This is a genomic window from Nocardiopsis listeri NBRC 13360, assembly GCF_001570765.1.
Classification (GTDB): domain Bacteria; phylum Actinomycetota; class Actinomycetes; order Streptosporangiales; family Streptosporangiaceae; genus Nocardiopsis; species Nocardiopsis listeri.
This window is the reverse complement of record NZ_BCSH01000003.1, coordinates 1-14,124: the sequence shown is the minus strand read 5'-3', so window position 1 is coordinate 14,124 and position 14,124 is coordinate 1. Positions and strand designations below refer to the sequence as shown.

Annotated in this window: 16 protein-coding genes; 7 read left to right on the top strand and 9 right to left on the bottom strand. The window is 67.5% G+C overall.

From position 1 onward, the window contains the following. The first annotated feature begins 4 nt into the window (after window positions 1-4). Window positions 5-2,128, top strand: coding sequence for an acyltransferase family protein (locus NLI01S_RS01515; protein ID WP_067597908.1), 2,124 nt, complete (start codon window positions 5-7; stop codon window positions 2,126-2,128). Between the two features lie 20 nt (window positions 2,129-2,148). Here the strand turns inward: NLI01S_RS01515 and NLI01S_RS01510 are convergent, their stop codons facing one another. Together NLI01S_RS01510 and NLI01S_RS01505 are read right to left on the bottom strand one after the other, a co-directional pair. Then, complete coding sequence (locus tag NLI01S_RS01510) at window positions 2,149-2,550, bottom strand: hypothetical protein (protein ID WP_067597905.1); 402 nt, start codon at window positions 2,548-2,550, stop codon at window positions 2,149-2,151. Window positions 2,551-2,641: 91 nt separating this feature from the next. Beyond that, window positions 2,642-3,073, bottom strand: a complete 432-nt coding sequence (locus NLI01S_RS01505; RefSeq protein ID WP_223809060.1) for an ATP-binding protein — start codon at window positions 3,071-3,073, stop codon at window positions 2,642-2,644. Window positions 3,074-3,345: 272 nt separating this feature from the next. Here NLI01S_RS01505 and NLI01S_RS01500 point away from each other — a divergent pair, with 272 nt between their 5' ends. The 4 genes from NLI01S_RS01500 to NLI01S_RS01485 all read left to right on the top strand — a co-directional run bounded on the left by NLI01S_RS01500 (window position 3,346) and on the right by NLI01S_RS01485 (window position 5,302). After that, window positions 3,346-4,209: a helix-turn-helix domain-containing protein gene (locus NLI01S_RS01500; protein ID WP_067597903.1), complete on the top strand. Its 864-nt coding sequence runs from the start codon at window positions 3,346-3,348 to the stop codon at window positions 4,207-4,209. Then, window positions 4,206-4,595, top strand: a complete 390-nt coding sequence (locus NLI01S_RS01495; RefSeq protein WP_067597901.1) for a DUF397 domain-containing protein — start codon at window positions 4,206-4,208, stop codon at window positions 4,593-4,595. Before NLI01S_RS01500 ends, NLI01S_RS01495 begins: the two co-directional genes overlap by 4 nt. Window positions 4,596-4,667: 72 nt before the next feature. Further along, window positions 4,668-4,829, top strand: coding sequence for a DUF397 domain-containing protein (locus tag NLI01S_RS01490; protein ID WP_067597899.1), 162 nt, complete (start codon window positions 4,668-4,670; stop codon window positions 4,827-4,829). A gap of 128 nt (window positions 4,830-4,957) precedes the next feature. Next, window positions 4,958-5,302 (top strand): hypothetical protein, encoded by a 345-nt coding sequence (locus tag NLI01S_RS01485; protein WP_067597897.1) that lies wholly within the window; start codon window positions 4,958-4,960, stop codon window positions 5,300-5,302. 30 nt (window positions 5,303-5,332) lie between these two features. On the opposite strand, the gene NLI01S_RS01480 is transcribed toward NLI01S_RS01485, so the two are convergent. The 3 genes from NLI01S_RS01480 to NLI01S_RS01470 all read right to left on the bottom strand — a co-directional run bounded on the left by NLI01S_RS01480 (window position 5,333) and on the right by NLI01S_RS01470 (window position 8,116). Next, complete coding sequence (locus NLI01S_RS01480; RefSeq protein WP_067597895.1) at window positions 5,333-6,418, bottom strand: DUF6716 putative glycosyltransferase; 1,086 nt, start codon at window positions 6,416-6,418, stop codon at window positions 5,333-5,335. Window positions 6,419-6,568: 150 nt separating this feature from the next. After that, window positions 6,569-7,333: a crotonase/enoyl-CoA hydratase family protein gene (locus NLI01S_RS01475; RefSeq protein WP_067597892.1), complete on the bottom strand. Its 765-nt coding sequence runs from the start codon at window positions 7,331-7,333 to the stop codon at window positions 6,569-6,571. Window positions 7,334-7,342: 9 nt separating this feature from the next. Continuing rightward, complete coding sequence (locus tag NLI01S_RS01470) at window positions 7,343-8,116, bottom strand: SDR family oxidoreductase (protein ID WP_067597889.1); 774 nt, start codon at window positions 8,114-8,116, stop codon at window positions 7,343-7,345. Window positions 8,117-8,229: 113 nt separating this feature from the next. Between NLI01S_RS01470 and NLI01S_RS01465 the strand changes: the two genes are divergently transcribed. Together NLI01S_RS01465 and NLI01S_RS01460 are read left to right on the top strand one after the other, a co-directional pair. Then, window positions 8,230-8,859 (top strand): Uma2 family endonuclease, encoded by a 630-nt coding sequence (locus NLI01S_RS01465; RefSeq protein WP_067597885.1) that lies wholly within the window; start codon window positions 8,230-8,232, stop codon window positions 8,857-8,859. A gap of 180 nt (window positions 8,860-9,039) precedes the next feature. Then, the gene (locus NLI01S_RS01460) at window positions 9,040-9,621 is read left to right on the top strand and encodes a Uma2 family endonuclease (protein ID WP_067597882.1); all 582 of its coding nucleotides are present in this window, start codon (window positions 9,040-9,042) and stop codon (window positions 9,619-9,621) included. Here the strand turns inward: NLI01S_RS01460 and NLI01S_RS01455 are convergent. From NLI01S_RS01455 to rplM, 4 genes are all read right to left on the bottom strand, one after another. Continuing rightward, on the bottom strand, window positions 9,618-10,649 hold the full coding sequence (locus tag NLI01S_RS01455) for an ROK family glucokinase (RefSeq protein WP_067597878.1): 1,032 nt from the start codon (window positions 10,647-10,649) through the stop codon (window positions 9,618-9,620). The two genes, NLI01S_RS01460 and NLI01S_RS01455, sit on opposite strands and share 4 nt — an antisense overlap. 146 nt (window positions 10,650-10,795) lie before the next feature. Next, window positions 10,796-12,133, bottom strand: a complete 1,338-nt coding sequence (gene glmM, locus NLI01S_RS01450; RefSeq protein ID WP_067597874.1) for a phosphoglucosamine mutase — start codon at window positions 12,131-12,133, stop codon at window positions 10,796-10,798. A gap of 163 nt (window positions 12,134-12,296) precedes the next feature. After that, complete coding sequence (gene rpsI, locus NLI01S_RS01445; RefSeq protein ID WP_067597871.1) at window positions 12,297-12,806, bottom strand: 30S ribosomal protein S9; 510 nt, start codon at window positions 12,804-12,806, stop codon at window positions 12,297-12,299. A 37-nt stretch (window positions 12,807-12,843) separates the two neighbouring features. Then, on the bottom strand, window positions 12,844-13,293 hold the full coding sequence (gene rplM / locus NLI01S_RS01440; protein ID WP_067597868.1) for a 50S ribosomal protein L13: 450 nt from the start codon (window positions 13,291-13,293) through the stop codon (window positions 12,844-12,846). Window positions 13,294-14,124 lie beyond the last annotated feature (831 nt).

Below are 14,124 nucleotides of genomic sequence, written 5' to 3'. Positions count from 1 at the left end.
ACCTGTGTCCGTTCCCGCTCACCCACGTGTCACCGATGTCATCGAAACGCCCGTGGCCGCGCCCGCGCGTCCACGTCATCGCGCCGACATCGAGGGCCTGCGCGCCGTCGCCGCCGTACTGATCGCCGTCTACCACATCTGGTTCGGTACGGTCTCCGGCGGTGTCGACGTGTTCTTGCTGCTCACCGGCTTCCTCATCACCGGTTCACTGGTCCGGGCGATGGAACGCGACGGCCGCATCGCCTTCGGCGCGTTCTGGACCAAGCTGGTCAAGCGCCTGTTCCCCGCCGGAGCGGTCGTCCTCGGTGCCGTGCTGGTGATGACCTACCTGTTCTTCCCGCGTTCGCAGTGGATGACGGTGATCGACGACGTGCGCGCCGCCGTCCTGTACTACGGGAACTGGCACCTCGCCGCGGGTTCGGTCGACTACATGGCCGACAACTCCGCCGCGAGCGCGGCGCAGCACTTCTGGTCGTTGGCGGTACAGGGGCAGTTCTACCTGCTGTGGCCGGTGCTGATCACCCTCGCCGGGCTCGTCGCCGTGCGGCTGGGTGTGAGAGTGCGCCGCGTCGCCTTCGCCGCCGTGGGCATCGTGTTCGTGGTGTCCCTGGCGTACTCGCTGTGGATCACCGCGGTCGAGCCGGTCTGGGCGTACTTCGACACCGGTGCCCGCCTGTGGGAACTGGCGCTGGGCGGGATGCTGGCCCTGGTGGTGCACCGGGTGGACCTGCCCGGCACCCTGCGGATGATCGCCGGGTGGCTGGGGCTGGCCGGTCTGGTGTCGTGCGGGCTGGTCATCGGTGACTCGCTCCCCTACCCGGGTTTCGCCTCCCTCTGGCCGACCGTCGCCGCCCTCCTCGTCATCCTGGCGGGTGCGGGCGAGGCCGCCAACGGTCGATTCTCCGCCAACCGGCTGTTGGGGGTGCGTCCCCTGACCTGGTTGGGCGGGCACGCCTACACCCTGTTCCTGTGGCACTGGCCGGTGCTGATCGTCTACTTGGAGCTGACCGAGCGGGTCCGGCCCTCCTTGACCGGTGGCCTCATGGTGCTGGCCTCCTCGTTCGCGGCCGCCCTGTTCACCACCCGGGTGATCGAGGGGAGCGTGAACCGGGTGACCAAGCGCCATCGTGCCCCGAGCTGGTCGCTGGCGGCCGGCGTCATCTTCATCGTTCCGGTGCTGGCGGCGGGTTCCCTGTGGGCCCACTCCATCGACCAGGACCGAAGACTGCGACTGGAACTGAGCTCCAACCCGCTCGCCTATCCGGGTGCGGCGGTCCACCTGAACCCGGAACTGGCCGCGGGACTGCCCGACCTGCCGATCCACCCGGACACGACCACCGTCGCCCGGGAGACCATCGACCAGACCCGCTCTTGCAACGCGGTCGTGGAGGACACCGAGGTCGTTTCGTGCGAGTTCGGCGACCCGGGCTCGGACTACACGATCGCCATGGTCGGAAGCTCGCACGTGCGGCACTGGTTCCAGGCGATGCGCACCCTCGCCGACCAGCACGGTTGGCGACTGGTCACGATGACCAAGAACGCTTGCCAGTTCAGTTCCGAGGAACAGGTGTACCGGGGTGAGGTCTATACCGAGTGCACCGCCTGGAACGCCGACGTGATGCTCGAGCTCGCAGAACTGACCCCCGATGCGGTGTTCACCCTGGCCTCCCTCACCGACCGCAAGGAGGATGAACACGTACCCACCGGTTTCGTGGACCGTTGGCGCCTGCTCGACGGGATGGGCGTCGACGTGATCGCGATCCGGGACACGCCCCGGTTCGACTTCCCGGTGCCGGAGTGCATCGACCGCAACGGCCGTGACGAGTGCTCCTCGCCCAAGGCCGAGTCCATGGCCGAGGTGCCGCCGTTCAAGGATCTGCCGAATGTCCCGCACAACACCCGGTTCCTGGATCTGACCGATTCGCTGTGCGAGGACGGGGTCTGCCACGGGGTGATCGGCAATCAGCTGGTCTACTACGACACCGACCACCTGTCGTACGCGTTCTCGCGGTCCTTGGCGGTGGTGATGGAGCCCCAGCTCTTGGAGGCGGTCGGGCAGGCGGTGCCCAAGGGTGAGCCGACCCTGGTGGACGCCGCCATGACGCTCCACGAGTCGGCCCACTCCTGAGCCGCTTTCGGACCCGACGGTCAGCCGCGGACCCGTAGGTAGGCGCGGACGACTTCCGCCAGATCGGAGAGGTCGTCATCGGGGGCTGGAGCGGGGGTAGGCCCGGGTTCGGGTTCGGGTGCGGCGGCGAGCAGGTCCCCTACCGGCAGGCGAGGTCGAGGGATCAGCGGGGCCAGGTACGGGCGAACGAGCGCGCCCGCGACCTCGTCCGGGTGCCGGTCGTGGTCTTTCGGCGCCGGCGGGCGCGGTTCCGGGTTCGCGAGCTCGGTCCTGCGAGGAGCGGGAGCGATCGCCGGACGTTTCCTCTGTTGCGGGATGAACACGTAGGCCGGCGCCGCCGCCAGCGTGAGGGCGAAGAGCGCCCACAGGTGTTCGGTCAGACTCCGGCATCGCCGGTGGTGCCGGCCGATAGGGTGCTGCACAGTCATCCTCCTGCTTGTTTCAGGTGGTTGATCAGCCCCGGCGCGGTGGTTGCCTCCACCGCGTCAGGGTGCTTCTTTTTCTGGGGGTTGGTTACGTGGCCGGGTTCCGGTCCAGCGGGATGGTCGCCCACAGCTCCAACGGAAAGCCGTGCTGGCCCTCCCACCACCAGTGCTCGGCGATCCGATCCACCAGCCACAGCCCCCGGCCACCGGCGCACAGATCATCGAAACCTTGTGCCTTCACCCTCGGCACCGAAGCGGGAAGACCGGCCTTGGCCCCCTGGTCGAGCACACAGAGGATCGCCCGACCGTCGCAGACCTCGATGGATGCGCCCATCCGGCCGTACTTCTCACCGGTGACCGTGTGCAGGACCGCGTTGGTGGCGAGCTCACTGGCCACCAACCGCACCCAGTAACCGCGCGGACCTCGCAGCCCGGGTTCACCTCCGCACCAGTCCCGCAGACGACGCACGTCGTCGAGCGTCCCGCCGAAATAGGACCAGCGCGCGGACGGCCAACCCACCCCACCACCATCAGGCCGCCGCGGTCCCGGTATCCGAACAGCACCCATCGCTACCTCCTCAGTCTTCCCTCGACATGAGTAGCCCAGCACTCCGCATCACCGACACGGCACCTGAACTCACTCCCTGTAACGATGATCAACGAAGGAAGCTTCTCCAGAAAGCGTTTCTAGAAATCTTTTTAAGGAAGCTTCGCCAGTGAGCTTCGATAGCATCTTGAAGACGGTGGGAGAGCTGTGTCACCCATAGGAGCAGAGCCAGAACGGGGAGGAACGTGGCGCGAGTACGCGGCCCGGCAGGAAGCAAGCGCAAGCTGGGACTCTGGCTGAAGGAACAGCGAACGAACAGCGGCCTCACCGGCAAGCAGGTGGCCAACGAACTAGGTTGCGGTGATCCCAAGGTCTTCCGAATGGAGGGCGGGCACGCGGTTCCCAGCAAACTCGAACTGGACCGCCTCTTCGACGTCTTCGGCGTCAGCGACGATCAGGAACGCGACCTCATACGCCAGCTGGCCGCCGACGCCAAGTCCCGCCACTGGACCAGCGACTTCGAAAGCGTCATGCCGCCCAAATTCGACATCTACGTCGGGCGGGAAGAGGATGCCAGCAGCATCTACGTGTATGAAACGCACCTGATCCAGGGACTGCTGCAAACCCAGGACCACATGCGTGCTCTTCTCGCTGCCACCAACCCACAGGATGGAGCCGAGGACGTCGAGCGACTCGTAGAATTCCGCACCCGCCGTCAGCAGATCCTCGAACGCGAACCCGAGCCTCTGAGTCTGTGGGTCGTCATGGACGAGGCCGCTCTACGGCGTCCGGTCGGAGGGATCGAGGTCCACCGCCAACAGCTCCAGCAGCTGTTGGATATCACCCAGAAACCCAACGTGAATCTCCAGGTCATCCCAGAGAGCGTTGGGGCCCACGCCGGACTGAGCGGCCCGTTCAGCCTCCTGGAATTTGAGCCGGATGAACCCACCATGGTCTACATCGAAGGCCAGGGTGGGAACCTCTATCTGGACAAGCCCCGAGAGATCCGCCGGCACAAACTCCTGTGGAATCACATCGTGGACGTCGCCAGCCCCACGGCCACTTCCACCCGGCTCATCAAGAAGGCAATGGAGGAACTCTCATCATGACTTCCCGTCCCACACCGGCCGAGATCACCGCACGGCCGTTCACCAAGTCCTCCTTCTCTGGAGGCCAGGGTTCCTGCGTGGGCATCAAGCGCTTCGGCCATTGGACCGTCGTGGGTAAGACCCAGCTGGGCGAGCACAGTCCCACCCTCGTCTTCCCGAATGAAACCTGGGACCGTTTCTGCGCTTCTGTGGCTCAAGGCGATCGCATCTCCATCGGTACCGTGCAGGCGGTCTTCACCTCTGATGGCGGGTTCACTCTGACCGAGTCAGACAACGACCAGGCACCGAAGATCGCCTACGACCGATCCGAGTGGGAAGCCTTCCGTCTCGGAGTACAGGCCGGAGAGCTTCGGGGTTCCGACCCCCGTGGCGTACTGGTCGGTTAAGCACTGTTCAGCTCTAACACGAACGGGTATCTCGGCACCGACCGAGATACCCGACCCTCCTAAAGGTGGCCCATGCAGTGGCACAAGAGCAGCTACAGCACCAACGGTGGTGACTGTGTCGAGGTCGCCGAAGGACAGCGAGTCCTGATCCGCGACACCCAACACCGCGAACACGGCCACCTCACCTTCGACCCCCACGAATGGTCCAGCCTCCTGAACACCCTCAGGCGCTGACCCGGTCAGGTACCTCATCGCTCCTCACGACCCCGCCCCCTCGAACATCGGCGCCCCGGCTCTGGCCGGCCTGGCCATCACGCCTTCCCCGGGGTTTCACTCTCCCCATGCGCTGGTATCGACACCCTATGCACAAGACGGATCGAAAGAGCTCGACCTCACCGTTGTTCATCGGCTGGGTCGTCCTGTGGCTGATCACCACTGCGTCCTGGATCGCCCTGCTCGGGTTGGAGTGGTACACCAGCGGCCCCGTGTTCTGCCCCTTGACGCCGGACAGCTCCGTGTACGGCACGGGAGGCTGGTCCTGGTTCCCTCCCGGCCGTGTGTGCTCATGGGAAGTGACCGTTGCGGGAGACACCTTCACCATCACCGAGGAGCCTCCCCTGGCACGCCTGGGAGTACTGACTCTGCTCGCGCTCTGGGGAGCCTCCCTGGTGACCTTGGGCCGCCGGCGTCAGCAGGGCACGGAGTGAGCACCCGACCGACGAACCCGGGACCGCGCCCTAGAGAAACCCTCCGGTGGCGCGGGCGCACAGCTCGTACAGGTGCGCCACCCAGTCGTCGTCCGAGGTCGGGTGGAAGTGGTTGTGCTCGCCCCACGAACGATTCGGCTTGTGGAACCGGCAAGCCCTCAGATCATTGAGGTCACCGAACAGCCCGCTGCCCTCGAAGACCGTGTTCCCCTGCTCCCAACCCACACCGAAGTCGGTCAGCACCAGGGAAGGCACCCGGGCCGAGATGGCTTCCAGCACCGGCAGCGAACCCAACGCCGCCAACCCGCGAGCGCGTTCGAACTGCTCGTGCAGGGGCCCCGACTCCACCACCGGCGAGACCTGCGAGACCCGTCCCGCCTCCACCATGGACCGCCGGACCCGCATCAGCTCCGGATGGCCCTCTTCACCCACGTGCAGGACCACTTCGAGATCGGGGCGGTCGGCGGCGAGTTCGGCCAGCGCCGAGAGCAGCGCCTCGCACCCCAGGGTCCCGGTCGGCTGCCCCGGCCTCGCGGCGAACACGATCCGGTTCCGTGAACCCTGGGACGCCCGCACGCTGAGTTCGGGGAACAGGCTCGCCAGCCCGACCCGGCCCTTGAGACCGAGCTGCTCCCCCAGCTTCGTGTACTCCTCCACCTCGCGGTGGCTGTGCGCGACCACCAGGTCCACCCGCGACCGGTGCATCCACTCGCCCTCTGAGGCGGGAAGCGCGGGCACGGGCAGGGCCGAGGCCACCACCGGCCGGTACCGGCGCAGAAAGGACCGGCTCGACCAGGACAGCGCCTCGATGTGCGCACCCGAGCAATTGAGCAGCACCCCGTCGGGGCGTCGCCGTCGAATGAAGCGACGCACCTGACCGATGGTCAGCAGGGGAATCCGTCGCCCCGCGTGACGGGTGCCCTCCAGGGCGGCTCGGATCTGAGCAGGTGAGGGTGTATCGGCCGAACGCAGCACGGCCAGACCCATGGCGCTCCCGGAATCGGGAAGGTCGCCGAGCATCATGGCCGAGAGGCGTGCGCGCGGAGCGGAGTCGGCGATGGCCAAAACAGCGGGCGTACCGCCGGCGGCCCGACTCCAGGTGGGAACAAGGGACACGGGGGTCGCTTCCTGGGAAGAGCTCGCTGGACCACCCCAGATTACACACGCATCGCCGGCTTCCGGACACCCCGGCGAAGGCCGAAAGTCCCGGAAACGACGAAGGCGGCCGCCTTCCAGGAAGAACGGCCGCCATGATGCGGAAAGGGGCTACTCGCCCTTCCACACGGGGGCGCGCTTCTCGGCGAAGGCCGCCGCGCCCTCCATCGCGTCGTGGCTAACGAACACCGGACCCGCGAGCTCGTTCTGCTTGTCCCACATCTGGTCGGTGGACCAGTCATCGGAGGCCTGGAGGATCTCCTTGGAGACCTTCAGGGCCAGCGGACCGTTGGGCGTGATGCGGGCGGCCAGGGCCTTGGCGCCGTCGAGGGCGCCGCCGCTCGCGGTGACCTGGTTGACCAGGCCCAGCTTCTCCAGGCGCTCGGCGTCGACGAAGTCACCGGTCAGGGCGAACTCCATCGCGACGTTGCGCGGGATGCGGTGTTGCAGGCGCAGCAGGCCACCGGCGCCGGCGACCAGGCCGCGCTTGACCTCCGGGATGCCGAACTTGGCGTCCTCGGCGGCCACGACCAGGTCGCAGGCGAGCACCGCCTCGAAACCACCGGCGAGGGCGTAACCCTCGACCGCGGCGATCAGCGGCTTCTTCGGGCCGCGCTCGGCGAAACCGCCGAACCCGCGCCCCTCGACCACCGGGACCTCGCCCTTCATGAAGGCCTTGAGGTCCATCCCCGCGCAGAAGGTGCCCCCGGCGCCGGTGATGATCGCGACCGAGACGTCCTTGCGGGCGTCGACGTCGTCGAGCGCCTCGGCGATCTGGCCGGCGACGGCGGCGTTGACCGCGTTCTTGGCCTTGGGCCGGTTGATGGTGATGACGGCGATGCCGTCCTCATGGGTGTAGAGAACTTCGTCGGACACGTCGTCCTCCTACTTCGGGGGCATCCGGAGGCCGCCGTCGATCCGGACGACCTCTCCATTGACGTAACTGACCTCCAGCAGGGTCCGGGCCAGCTTGCCGAACTCGGCGGCGGTGCCCAGACGCTTGGGGAAGGGGACCGGGGCGGCCAGCTTCTGTTTGAACTCCTCCGAACCGGGACCGTCCCCGTAGATGGGCGTCTCCAGGATGCCGGGGGCGATCGTGTTGACGGTGACGCCGATGGCGGCGAGGTCGCGCGCGGCCGGGAGGGTCATACCGATCACGCCGCCCTTGGAGGAGGAGTACGCGATCTGGCCGATCTGGCCCTCGATGCCGGCGAGGGAGGCGGTGTTGACGATCGAGCCGCGCTCGCCGTCCTCGTTGATCGGCTCGGTCTTGGCGATCTCGGCCGCGGCCAGGCGCAGCACGTTGAACGTACCGATCAGGTTGACCTGGATGACCTTCTGGTAGCTATCCAGGTCGTGGGGATTGCCGTTCCGGTCCACGGTGCGGGTGGCCCAGCCGATGCCGGCGCAGGACACCGCGACGCGGAAGGGCTTGCCGGTGTCGGCGGCGGCCTGGACGGCGGCCTTGACCTGGTCCTCCTGGGAGACGTCGGTGGAGACGAAGACGCCACCGATCTCCTTGGCGATCGCCTCGCCGCGCTCGGCGTTCAGGTCGGCGATGACGACGGTGGCACCGGCGGAGGCGAGTTCCTTGGCGGTGGCCTCGCCCAGGCCACTCGCGCCGCCCGAGACGAGGGCGGAGATTCCGTTGAGATCCATGTGCCGAACTCTACAGAGGATGTGACCCACGCACTAGAACCGGGTTCGGTTAATCGTGGGTATCCGCCCGCGAAGGCCCCACAGAAGTCGTCACGGAGCGCTACCTTCCCATCATGACGAGTACATCCGAGGGGGATTCCCCGGACGAGCGCCCTCTCCCCGATTGGTTCCGCACCCCTCCCGGTGGATGGACCGCCGACGACATGGACCTGCTTCCTCCAGAAGCCCCCCGCATGGAACTCATCGACGGAACCCTGGTCCTGCTCACGCCGCAGACCAGGTTCCACTCTCGTGCGAAGGCGAGGACGGCACACCGGCTCCAAGGCTTCCTCCCCGCAGGAGTCGAGGTCCTGGTGAGCATGACCATGAAGCTGGGCAAGTACCAGCGCCCAGAGCCCGACGTCCTCGTCTACCGCGACAGGGGCGACGATGACCGGCAGTCGAGCACCCACATCCCTGCGGAGGACGTCCTCCTCGTGGTCGAGATCGTGTCCGAGGAGTCCAGGGAGCGAGACCGGACCACCAAGCCGATGAAGTACGCGGCGGCCGGGATCCCGCACTTCTGGCGGATCGAACCGGAGGAGACCGGACCCGCGATCCACGTGTACGAACTCGACGGGGCCGAGCAACCCCGATACGTACCGACAGTCATCGCCAGGGAACGGCTCAAGCTCGACGTGCCCTTCACCATCGACATCGACGTGAAGGCACTGACCGGTCGTCGAAGCGGCCGGCAGCAGTGACCGCCACCCCGGCCGCACACATCGGTCCGCCTCAGCGAGACATGGCCGGCCGCCCCTGTCCCCGCACTTCACTCGGGTTTGGACGAAGAGCCCACAAGTGTCGTCACGGAGCGCTACCTTCCCATCATGCGCAGAACGGCGACACTAGAGTGGGCCCAGGAATCGACCCAGGAGGATTCGATGGCCGAGCCGCTCCCCGACTGGTTCCTCACCCCGCCCGGGGGTTGGACCGCCGACCACATGGACAACCTTCCTCCGGGAGCTCCCCGGATGGAGCTCATCGACGGAGCGCCCATCGTGATGTCCCCCCAGACCATGTTCCACAGTGACGCGATGTGGGAGCTGGTGTACCTGCTCAAGCAGGCGGCCCCATCCGGAATCCGGGTGTCCATGGAGATGACCACCAAACTGGGCAAGTACCAACGTCCGGAGCCGGACGTCGTCGTCTACCGGGATTCGAGCGAGTCCTCGAAGGACAGGCGAAGGCGAACCCACATCCCTCCCGAAGACGTGCTCCTGGTCATCGAGATCGTCTCTCCCGAGTCCTGTTTCCGTGACCACAACGTCAAGCCGATGAAGTACGCGGAAGCCGGGATCCCGCACTTCTGGCGGGTCGAGGACGAGGACGGAGTCACCGCTGTCCATGTGTACGAACTGGACGAGACCACCAAGAGCTACGTCCCCATGGCCATCGTTCGTGAGCATCTCGATGTAGAGGTTCCGTTCCCCATCACGTTCGATGTGCGTTCCCTGGCCGTCTAGAACCGACGGAGACCACCCAGGCGGCGTTGGCGTAGGCCTCGGCGGGCACGGGGCAGGGACTCCCGGGCCAGGTCGGCCGCGCCGATCACGCCCGCCTCGTTGCCCAGCGCCGCCGCGACCACGCGGGCCTCCGGCCGGTACCCGCGCCCGGTCAGCCCCTTGGCGAAGGCCCGCCGAGCCGGATCCAGCAACAGTCCACCGGTCTCCGACACTCCCCCGCCGATCACGAACAGCTCCGGATCGAACGCGGCCGCCAGATTGGCCAGCCCCACCCCGAGCCAGGTTCCGGTCTCCTCCATGAGCTCCCGACAGGCCCGGTCACCCTTGCGCGCCAGTTCGCTGACCAACGACCCGGTGATCAGGCCCGGGTCACCACCCACCTCCTGGCGCAACGCCTCGGCCACCGGCGACTCGGCCACCACCAGTTCGCGCGCCTCCCGGGTGAGGGCGTTGCCACTGGCGTACTGCTCCCAACATCCCCGGTTCCCACACTCACAACGGTGTCCACCGGGCACCACCGTCATGTGTCCGAACTCACCGGCCAGACCGTAGCGTCCCCGGCGTAACCGACCCTCGGAGACGATCGCCCCGCCGATCCCGGTGCCCAGGTTCACGACCACCACGTCGTCGACACCTCGGGCGGCACCCGCGCGCACCTCCGCCCAGGCCGAGGCGTTGGCGTCGTTCTCCACCACCACGGGCAGGCCCAGACGTACCGACAGGGTGTCCCTGAGCGGTTCCTCCCGCCATGACAGATGCGGGGCGAACAGGACCTTGGACCTTCGTTCGTCGACGAACCCCGCGGCGCCCACGCCCACGGCCCGCACCGTGTACTCCCGACGCAACTCCGACACGGCCGAGACGATCGTGTCCTCCACCACGGCGGGGCTCTTGCTGCGTTCGGGGGTCTGGGTGCGCAACCGCGCCAGCACCCGCCCACCCGGTGTCACCACGGCCGCGGCGACCTTCGTGCCACCGATGTCCACACCGATCGTCAGCGAGTGTCCATAGCGCGCGTTCGTCGTCATGCCCGTTTCACTCCACTGACCCTAGGCGGCCGCTCCTCGGACGGAGCCGCATCAACACGAACGAAAACGCGCACCCGGGCCACTATGTGCCCGGATGCGCGCGAAAACCCGAAAAATCCCTGAAAGGGACGACTTGCAGTGTTCCTCTAGCCAAGGGCGGAACGCACCACGCCGGCGAGCCGCTCGGCGAGCACGGTGGCCTGTTCTTGCGCGGGCGCCTCCACCATCACGCGGACCTTCGGCTCGGTACCGCTGGGCCGGAGCAGTACCCGGCCGGTGTCGCCCAGTTCGGCCTCGGCCTCGCGCACGGCGGCGGCCAGCTCCTCGGAGTCGGCCGCACGGTCCTTGTCCACGTCGGGCACGTTGATGAGCACCTGCGGCAGCCGGGTCATGACCTTGGACAGCTCGGCCAGGCCCTGCTTGTGGTGGGCCATGGCGGCCAGCAGGTGCAGACCGGTGAGGAGCCCGTCGCCGGTGGTGGCGTGGTCCAACAGGATCACGTGACCGGACTGTTCACCGCCCAGGCCGAACCCGCCGCGCTTCATCTCCTCCAGCACGTAGCGGTCGCCCACCGCGGTCTCCACCACGTTGATGCCCTCGCGCCGCATGGCGAGTTTGAGCCCCAGGTTGGACATGACCGTCACCACGAGGGTGTCCTCGACCAGCCGTCCGGCCTCCTTGGCCTCGGTGGCCAGGATCGCCAGGATCTGGTCTCCGTCGACCACGTCGCCGTCGGCGTCCACGGCCAGGCAACGGTCGGCGTCACCGTCATGGGCGATGCCGGCGTCGGCGCCGTGCAGACGGACCGCCTCCTGGAGCGTGGCCAGGCTGGTGGAACCGCAGCCCTGGTTGATGTTGTGGCCGTCGGGAGCGTCACCGATGGCGATGACCTCGGCGCCCGCCCGACGCAACGCCTCGGGGGCGACCGTGCTGGAAGCGCCGTTGGCGCAGTCCACGACGACCTTCAGGCCCTCCAGTCCGTGCGGCAGGGAGTTCAGGACGTGTCGGGTGTACATCTCGGCGCCGTCGTGGGACTCGGTGACCCGGCCGACCTCCTCCCCCACGGCGGGGGTGGAGGGCACACCCATCATGCCCTCGATCTCCTCCTCCAGGGCGTCCGCGAGCTTCTGGCCGCCCTGGGCGAAGAACTTGATCCCGTTGTCCGGAGCCGCGTTGTGGCTCGCCGAGAGCATCACGCCGAAGTCGGCCTCCAGCGCACCGGTGAGGTAGGCGACGGCGGGGGTGGGCAGCACGCCCACCTTGACGACGTCCACGCCGGTGCTGGCCAGCCCGGCCACCACCGCGGCCTCCAGGAATTCACCCGAGGCGCGAGGGTCACGACCCACCACGGCCAGCGGGCGTCGGTCGCCTTCGGCCCGGGTGAGGACGCGCGCCGCCGCGATGGACAGGTCCAGGGTGAGCGAGGCGGTCAGGTCACGACCCGCGAGACCACGTACACCGTCAGTTCCGAACAGCCGTGCCACAGGCGTCAGCCCCTTTCGAAAGTGGCACCGGGCTTCCGGCACCTGAGAAGTTCAGCGTGGCGGAGAGCGCCACCGACGAAAAACAAAAGCCCGTACGCCGCCCCCTGTTGCGGAGACGACGTACGGGCGAAAGCTCAGCCGAGCGTGTGCCGGCGCATGAGCATTAGCGCTTGGAGAACTGCGGAGCCTTGCGCGCCTTCTTCAGACCGGCCTTCTTCCGCTCGACCTCGCGGTCGTCACGGGTGAGGAAACCGGCCTTCTTCAGGGTCGGGCGGTTGTTCTCCGGGTCCAGCGAGGCCAGGGCGCGGGCGATGCCGTGACGCAGGGCGCCGGCCTGTCCGCTGGGACCGCCACCGTCCAGACGGGCGAAGACGTCGTAGGCGCCGTCGAACCCGAGGGAGGTGAAGGGGTCCTTGATGGTCTGCTGGTGGACCTTGTCCGGGAAGTAGGCCTCGAGCGGCTTACCGTTGATCTTCCACTCGCCGGCGCCCGGGGTGATCCGGACTCGGGCGACGGCCTTCTTGCGACGGCCGGTGCCGGCGCTGGGGCCGGACGCGGTGGGAACGTAAGCGGCGGTCTGCTCATCGGACTCGCTGGTGTACTCGGAGGGGAACTCCTCCGGGTTCTCGGCGAAATCCTGGGCGACGTCTTCGATGCCGGTGGGCTCGGCCACGGTTAACCTCGTGTTTCCTGTGAAAGTCTGCGAACGCCTACGCGGGCTGCTCGATCTTGGTCATTTCGAACGGGACCGGCTGCTGGGCCTGGTGCGGGTGCTCAGGACCGGCGTACACCTTGAGCTTCTTGGCCATCTGACGGCCGAGGGTGCCATTGGGCAGCATTCCCTTGATGGCCTTCTCGATGGCCCGCTCGGGGTTCTTCTCCAGCAGGTCGGCGTAGGCGACCGAACGCAGACCACCGGGGTAACCGGAGTGACGGTAGGCGCGCTTCTGCTCGAGCTTGTTACCGGTGAGCGCGACCTTGTCGGCGTTCACGACGATGACGAAGTCGCCGGTGTCGATGTGGGGCGCGTAGTAGGGCTTGTGCTTCCCCCGAAGCAGCGTGGCGATCTGGCTGGCCATACGCCCGAGCACGAGATCGGTAGCGTCGACGACGTGCCACTGACGCTGGACATCGCTTGGTTTGGGGCTGTATGTGCGCACGATCGTTCGCCTTCGCTCTTCATTCGGCTGCCCCATCCCGAACGGGATGGTGGACTCGTATTACGGAACACCCCGACGGGTGCGGGGCCGGAAACAGCCCTCTATGTTGCGGGGCTGTTACGTTGGCCGGATGTCCCATGTCCAATCAGGACGACCCGGTCGTGAGTGCGCAGACGATGGTGCGTGGATCGGCACCCAACTTCGGGAGTTTTGGGGCCCACGGCAACTCAACGCACAACGACGAAGTATCCTACCCGCCCACCCTAGCGCAGGTCAAAGCAAGCGCCGGGTCGGACCGGTGGGATCATCGTCTTGGCGGGAAAGCGCCGGGACGGGTTCACATCCGTGACCTCTCCGCCTTTTATTATGCCTGTTGTCGAGAGTGCTTCGTCCTGCCCCCGGCCGCGGGTTGGTTACCCTGGCTCCGAAAGGCCGGTCTCCGCCCGGTACGACGGGCGATGACGTGTTCCTTGGAGACGCCCGTCACGGTCGCCGACCCCATACGGACGCCACAAGCGCGGGAAAACGGCGAACCGCGGACCAGTCCCACCCTCAGAGCCTTCGGAGACTCCCATCAGTACGCATCCGAACCCGCCTCATCACGGTTCCGACGGACGCCCCCTTCCCCCGGACGGCGAAGGTCCGGACCTGCTCGGAGGACCCCGATCCCCTTCTGAGGGACAGCCTTCCACAACGGGCCCCGAGCACCAGCACGGCACGCCGCCGGCGCAGGGGTTCCCGCCGCCGCAGCCCGGTGCCCCGACCGGGCCGCAGCACCCCCAGGGGCCGCAGGGCGGCCCGCGAGGGCCGGCCGGGCCTCCGCCCGGCCCC

Excerpts from the sequence above, each read along its gene's own strand:
- NLI01S_RS01470 (WP_067597889.1), bottom strand. The coding sequence starts at position 8,116 with ATGGATCTCAACGGAATCTCCGCCCTCGTCTCGGGCGGCGCGAGTGGC.
- NLI01S_RS01495 (WP_067597901.1), top strand. The coding sequence starts at position 4,206 with ATGACTTCCCGTCCCACACCGGCCGAGATCACCGCACGGCCGTTCACC.
- NLI01S_RS01455 (WP_067597878.1), bottom strand. The coding sequence starts at position 10,649 with ATGACGACGAACGCGCGCTATGGACACTCGCTGACGATCGGTGTGGAC.
- NLI01S_RS01485 (WP_067597897.1), top strand. The coding sequence starts at position 4,958 with ATGCACAAGACGGATCGAAAGAGCTCGACCTCACCGTTGTTCATCGGC.
- NLI01S_RS01460 (WP_067597882.1), top strand. The coding sequence starts at position 9,040 with ATGGCCGAGCCGCTCCCCGACTGGTTCCTCACCCCGCCCGGGGGTTGG.
- NLI01S_RS01465 (WP_067597885.1), top strand. The coding sequence starts at position 8,230 with ATGACGAGTACATCCGAGGGGGATTCCCCGGACGAGCGCCCTCTCCCC.
- NLI01S_RS01490 (WP_067597899.1), top strand. The coding sequence starts at position 4,668 with ATGCAGTGGCACAAGAGCAGCTACAGCACCAACGGTGGTGACTGTGTC.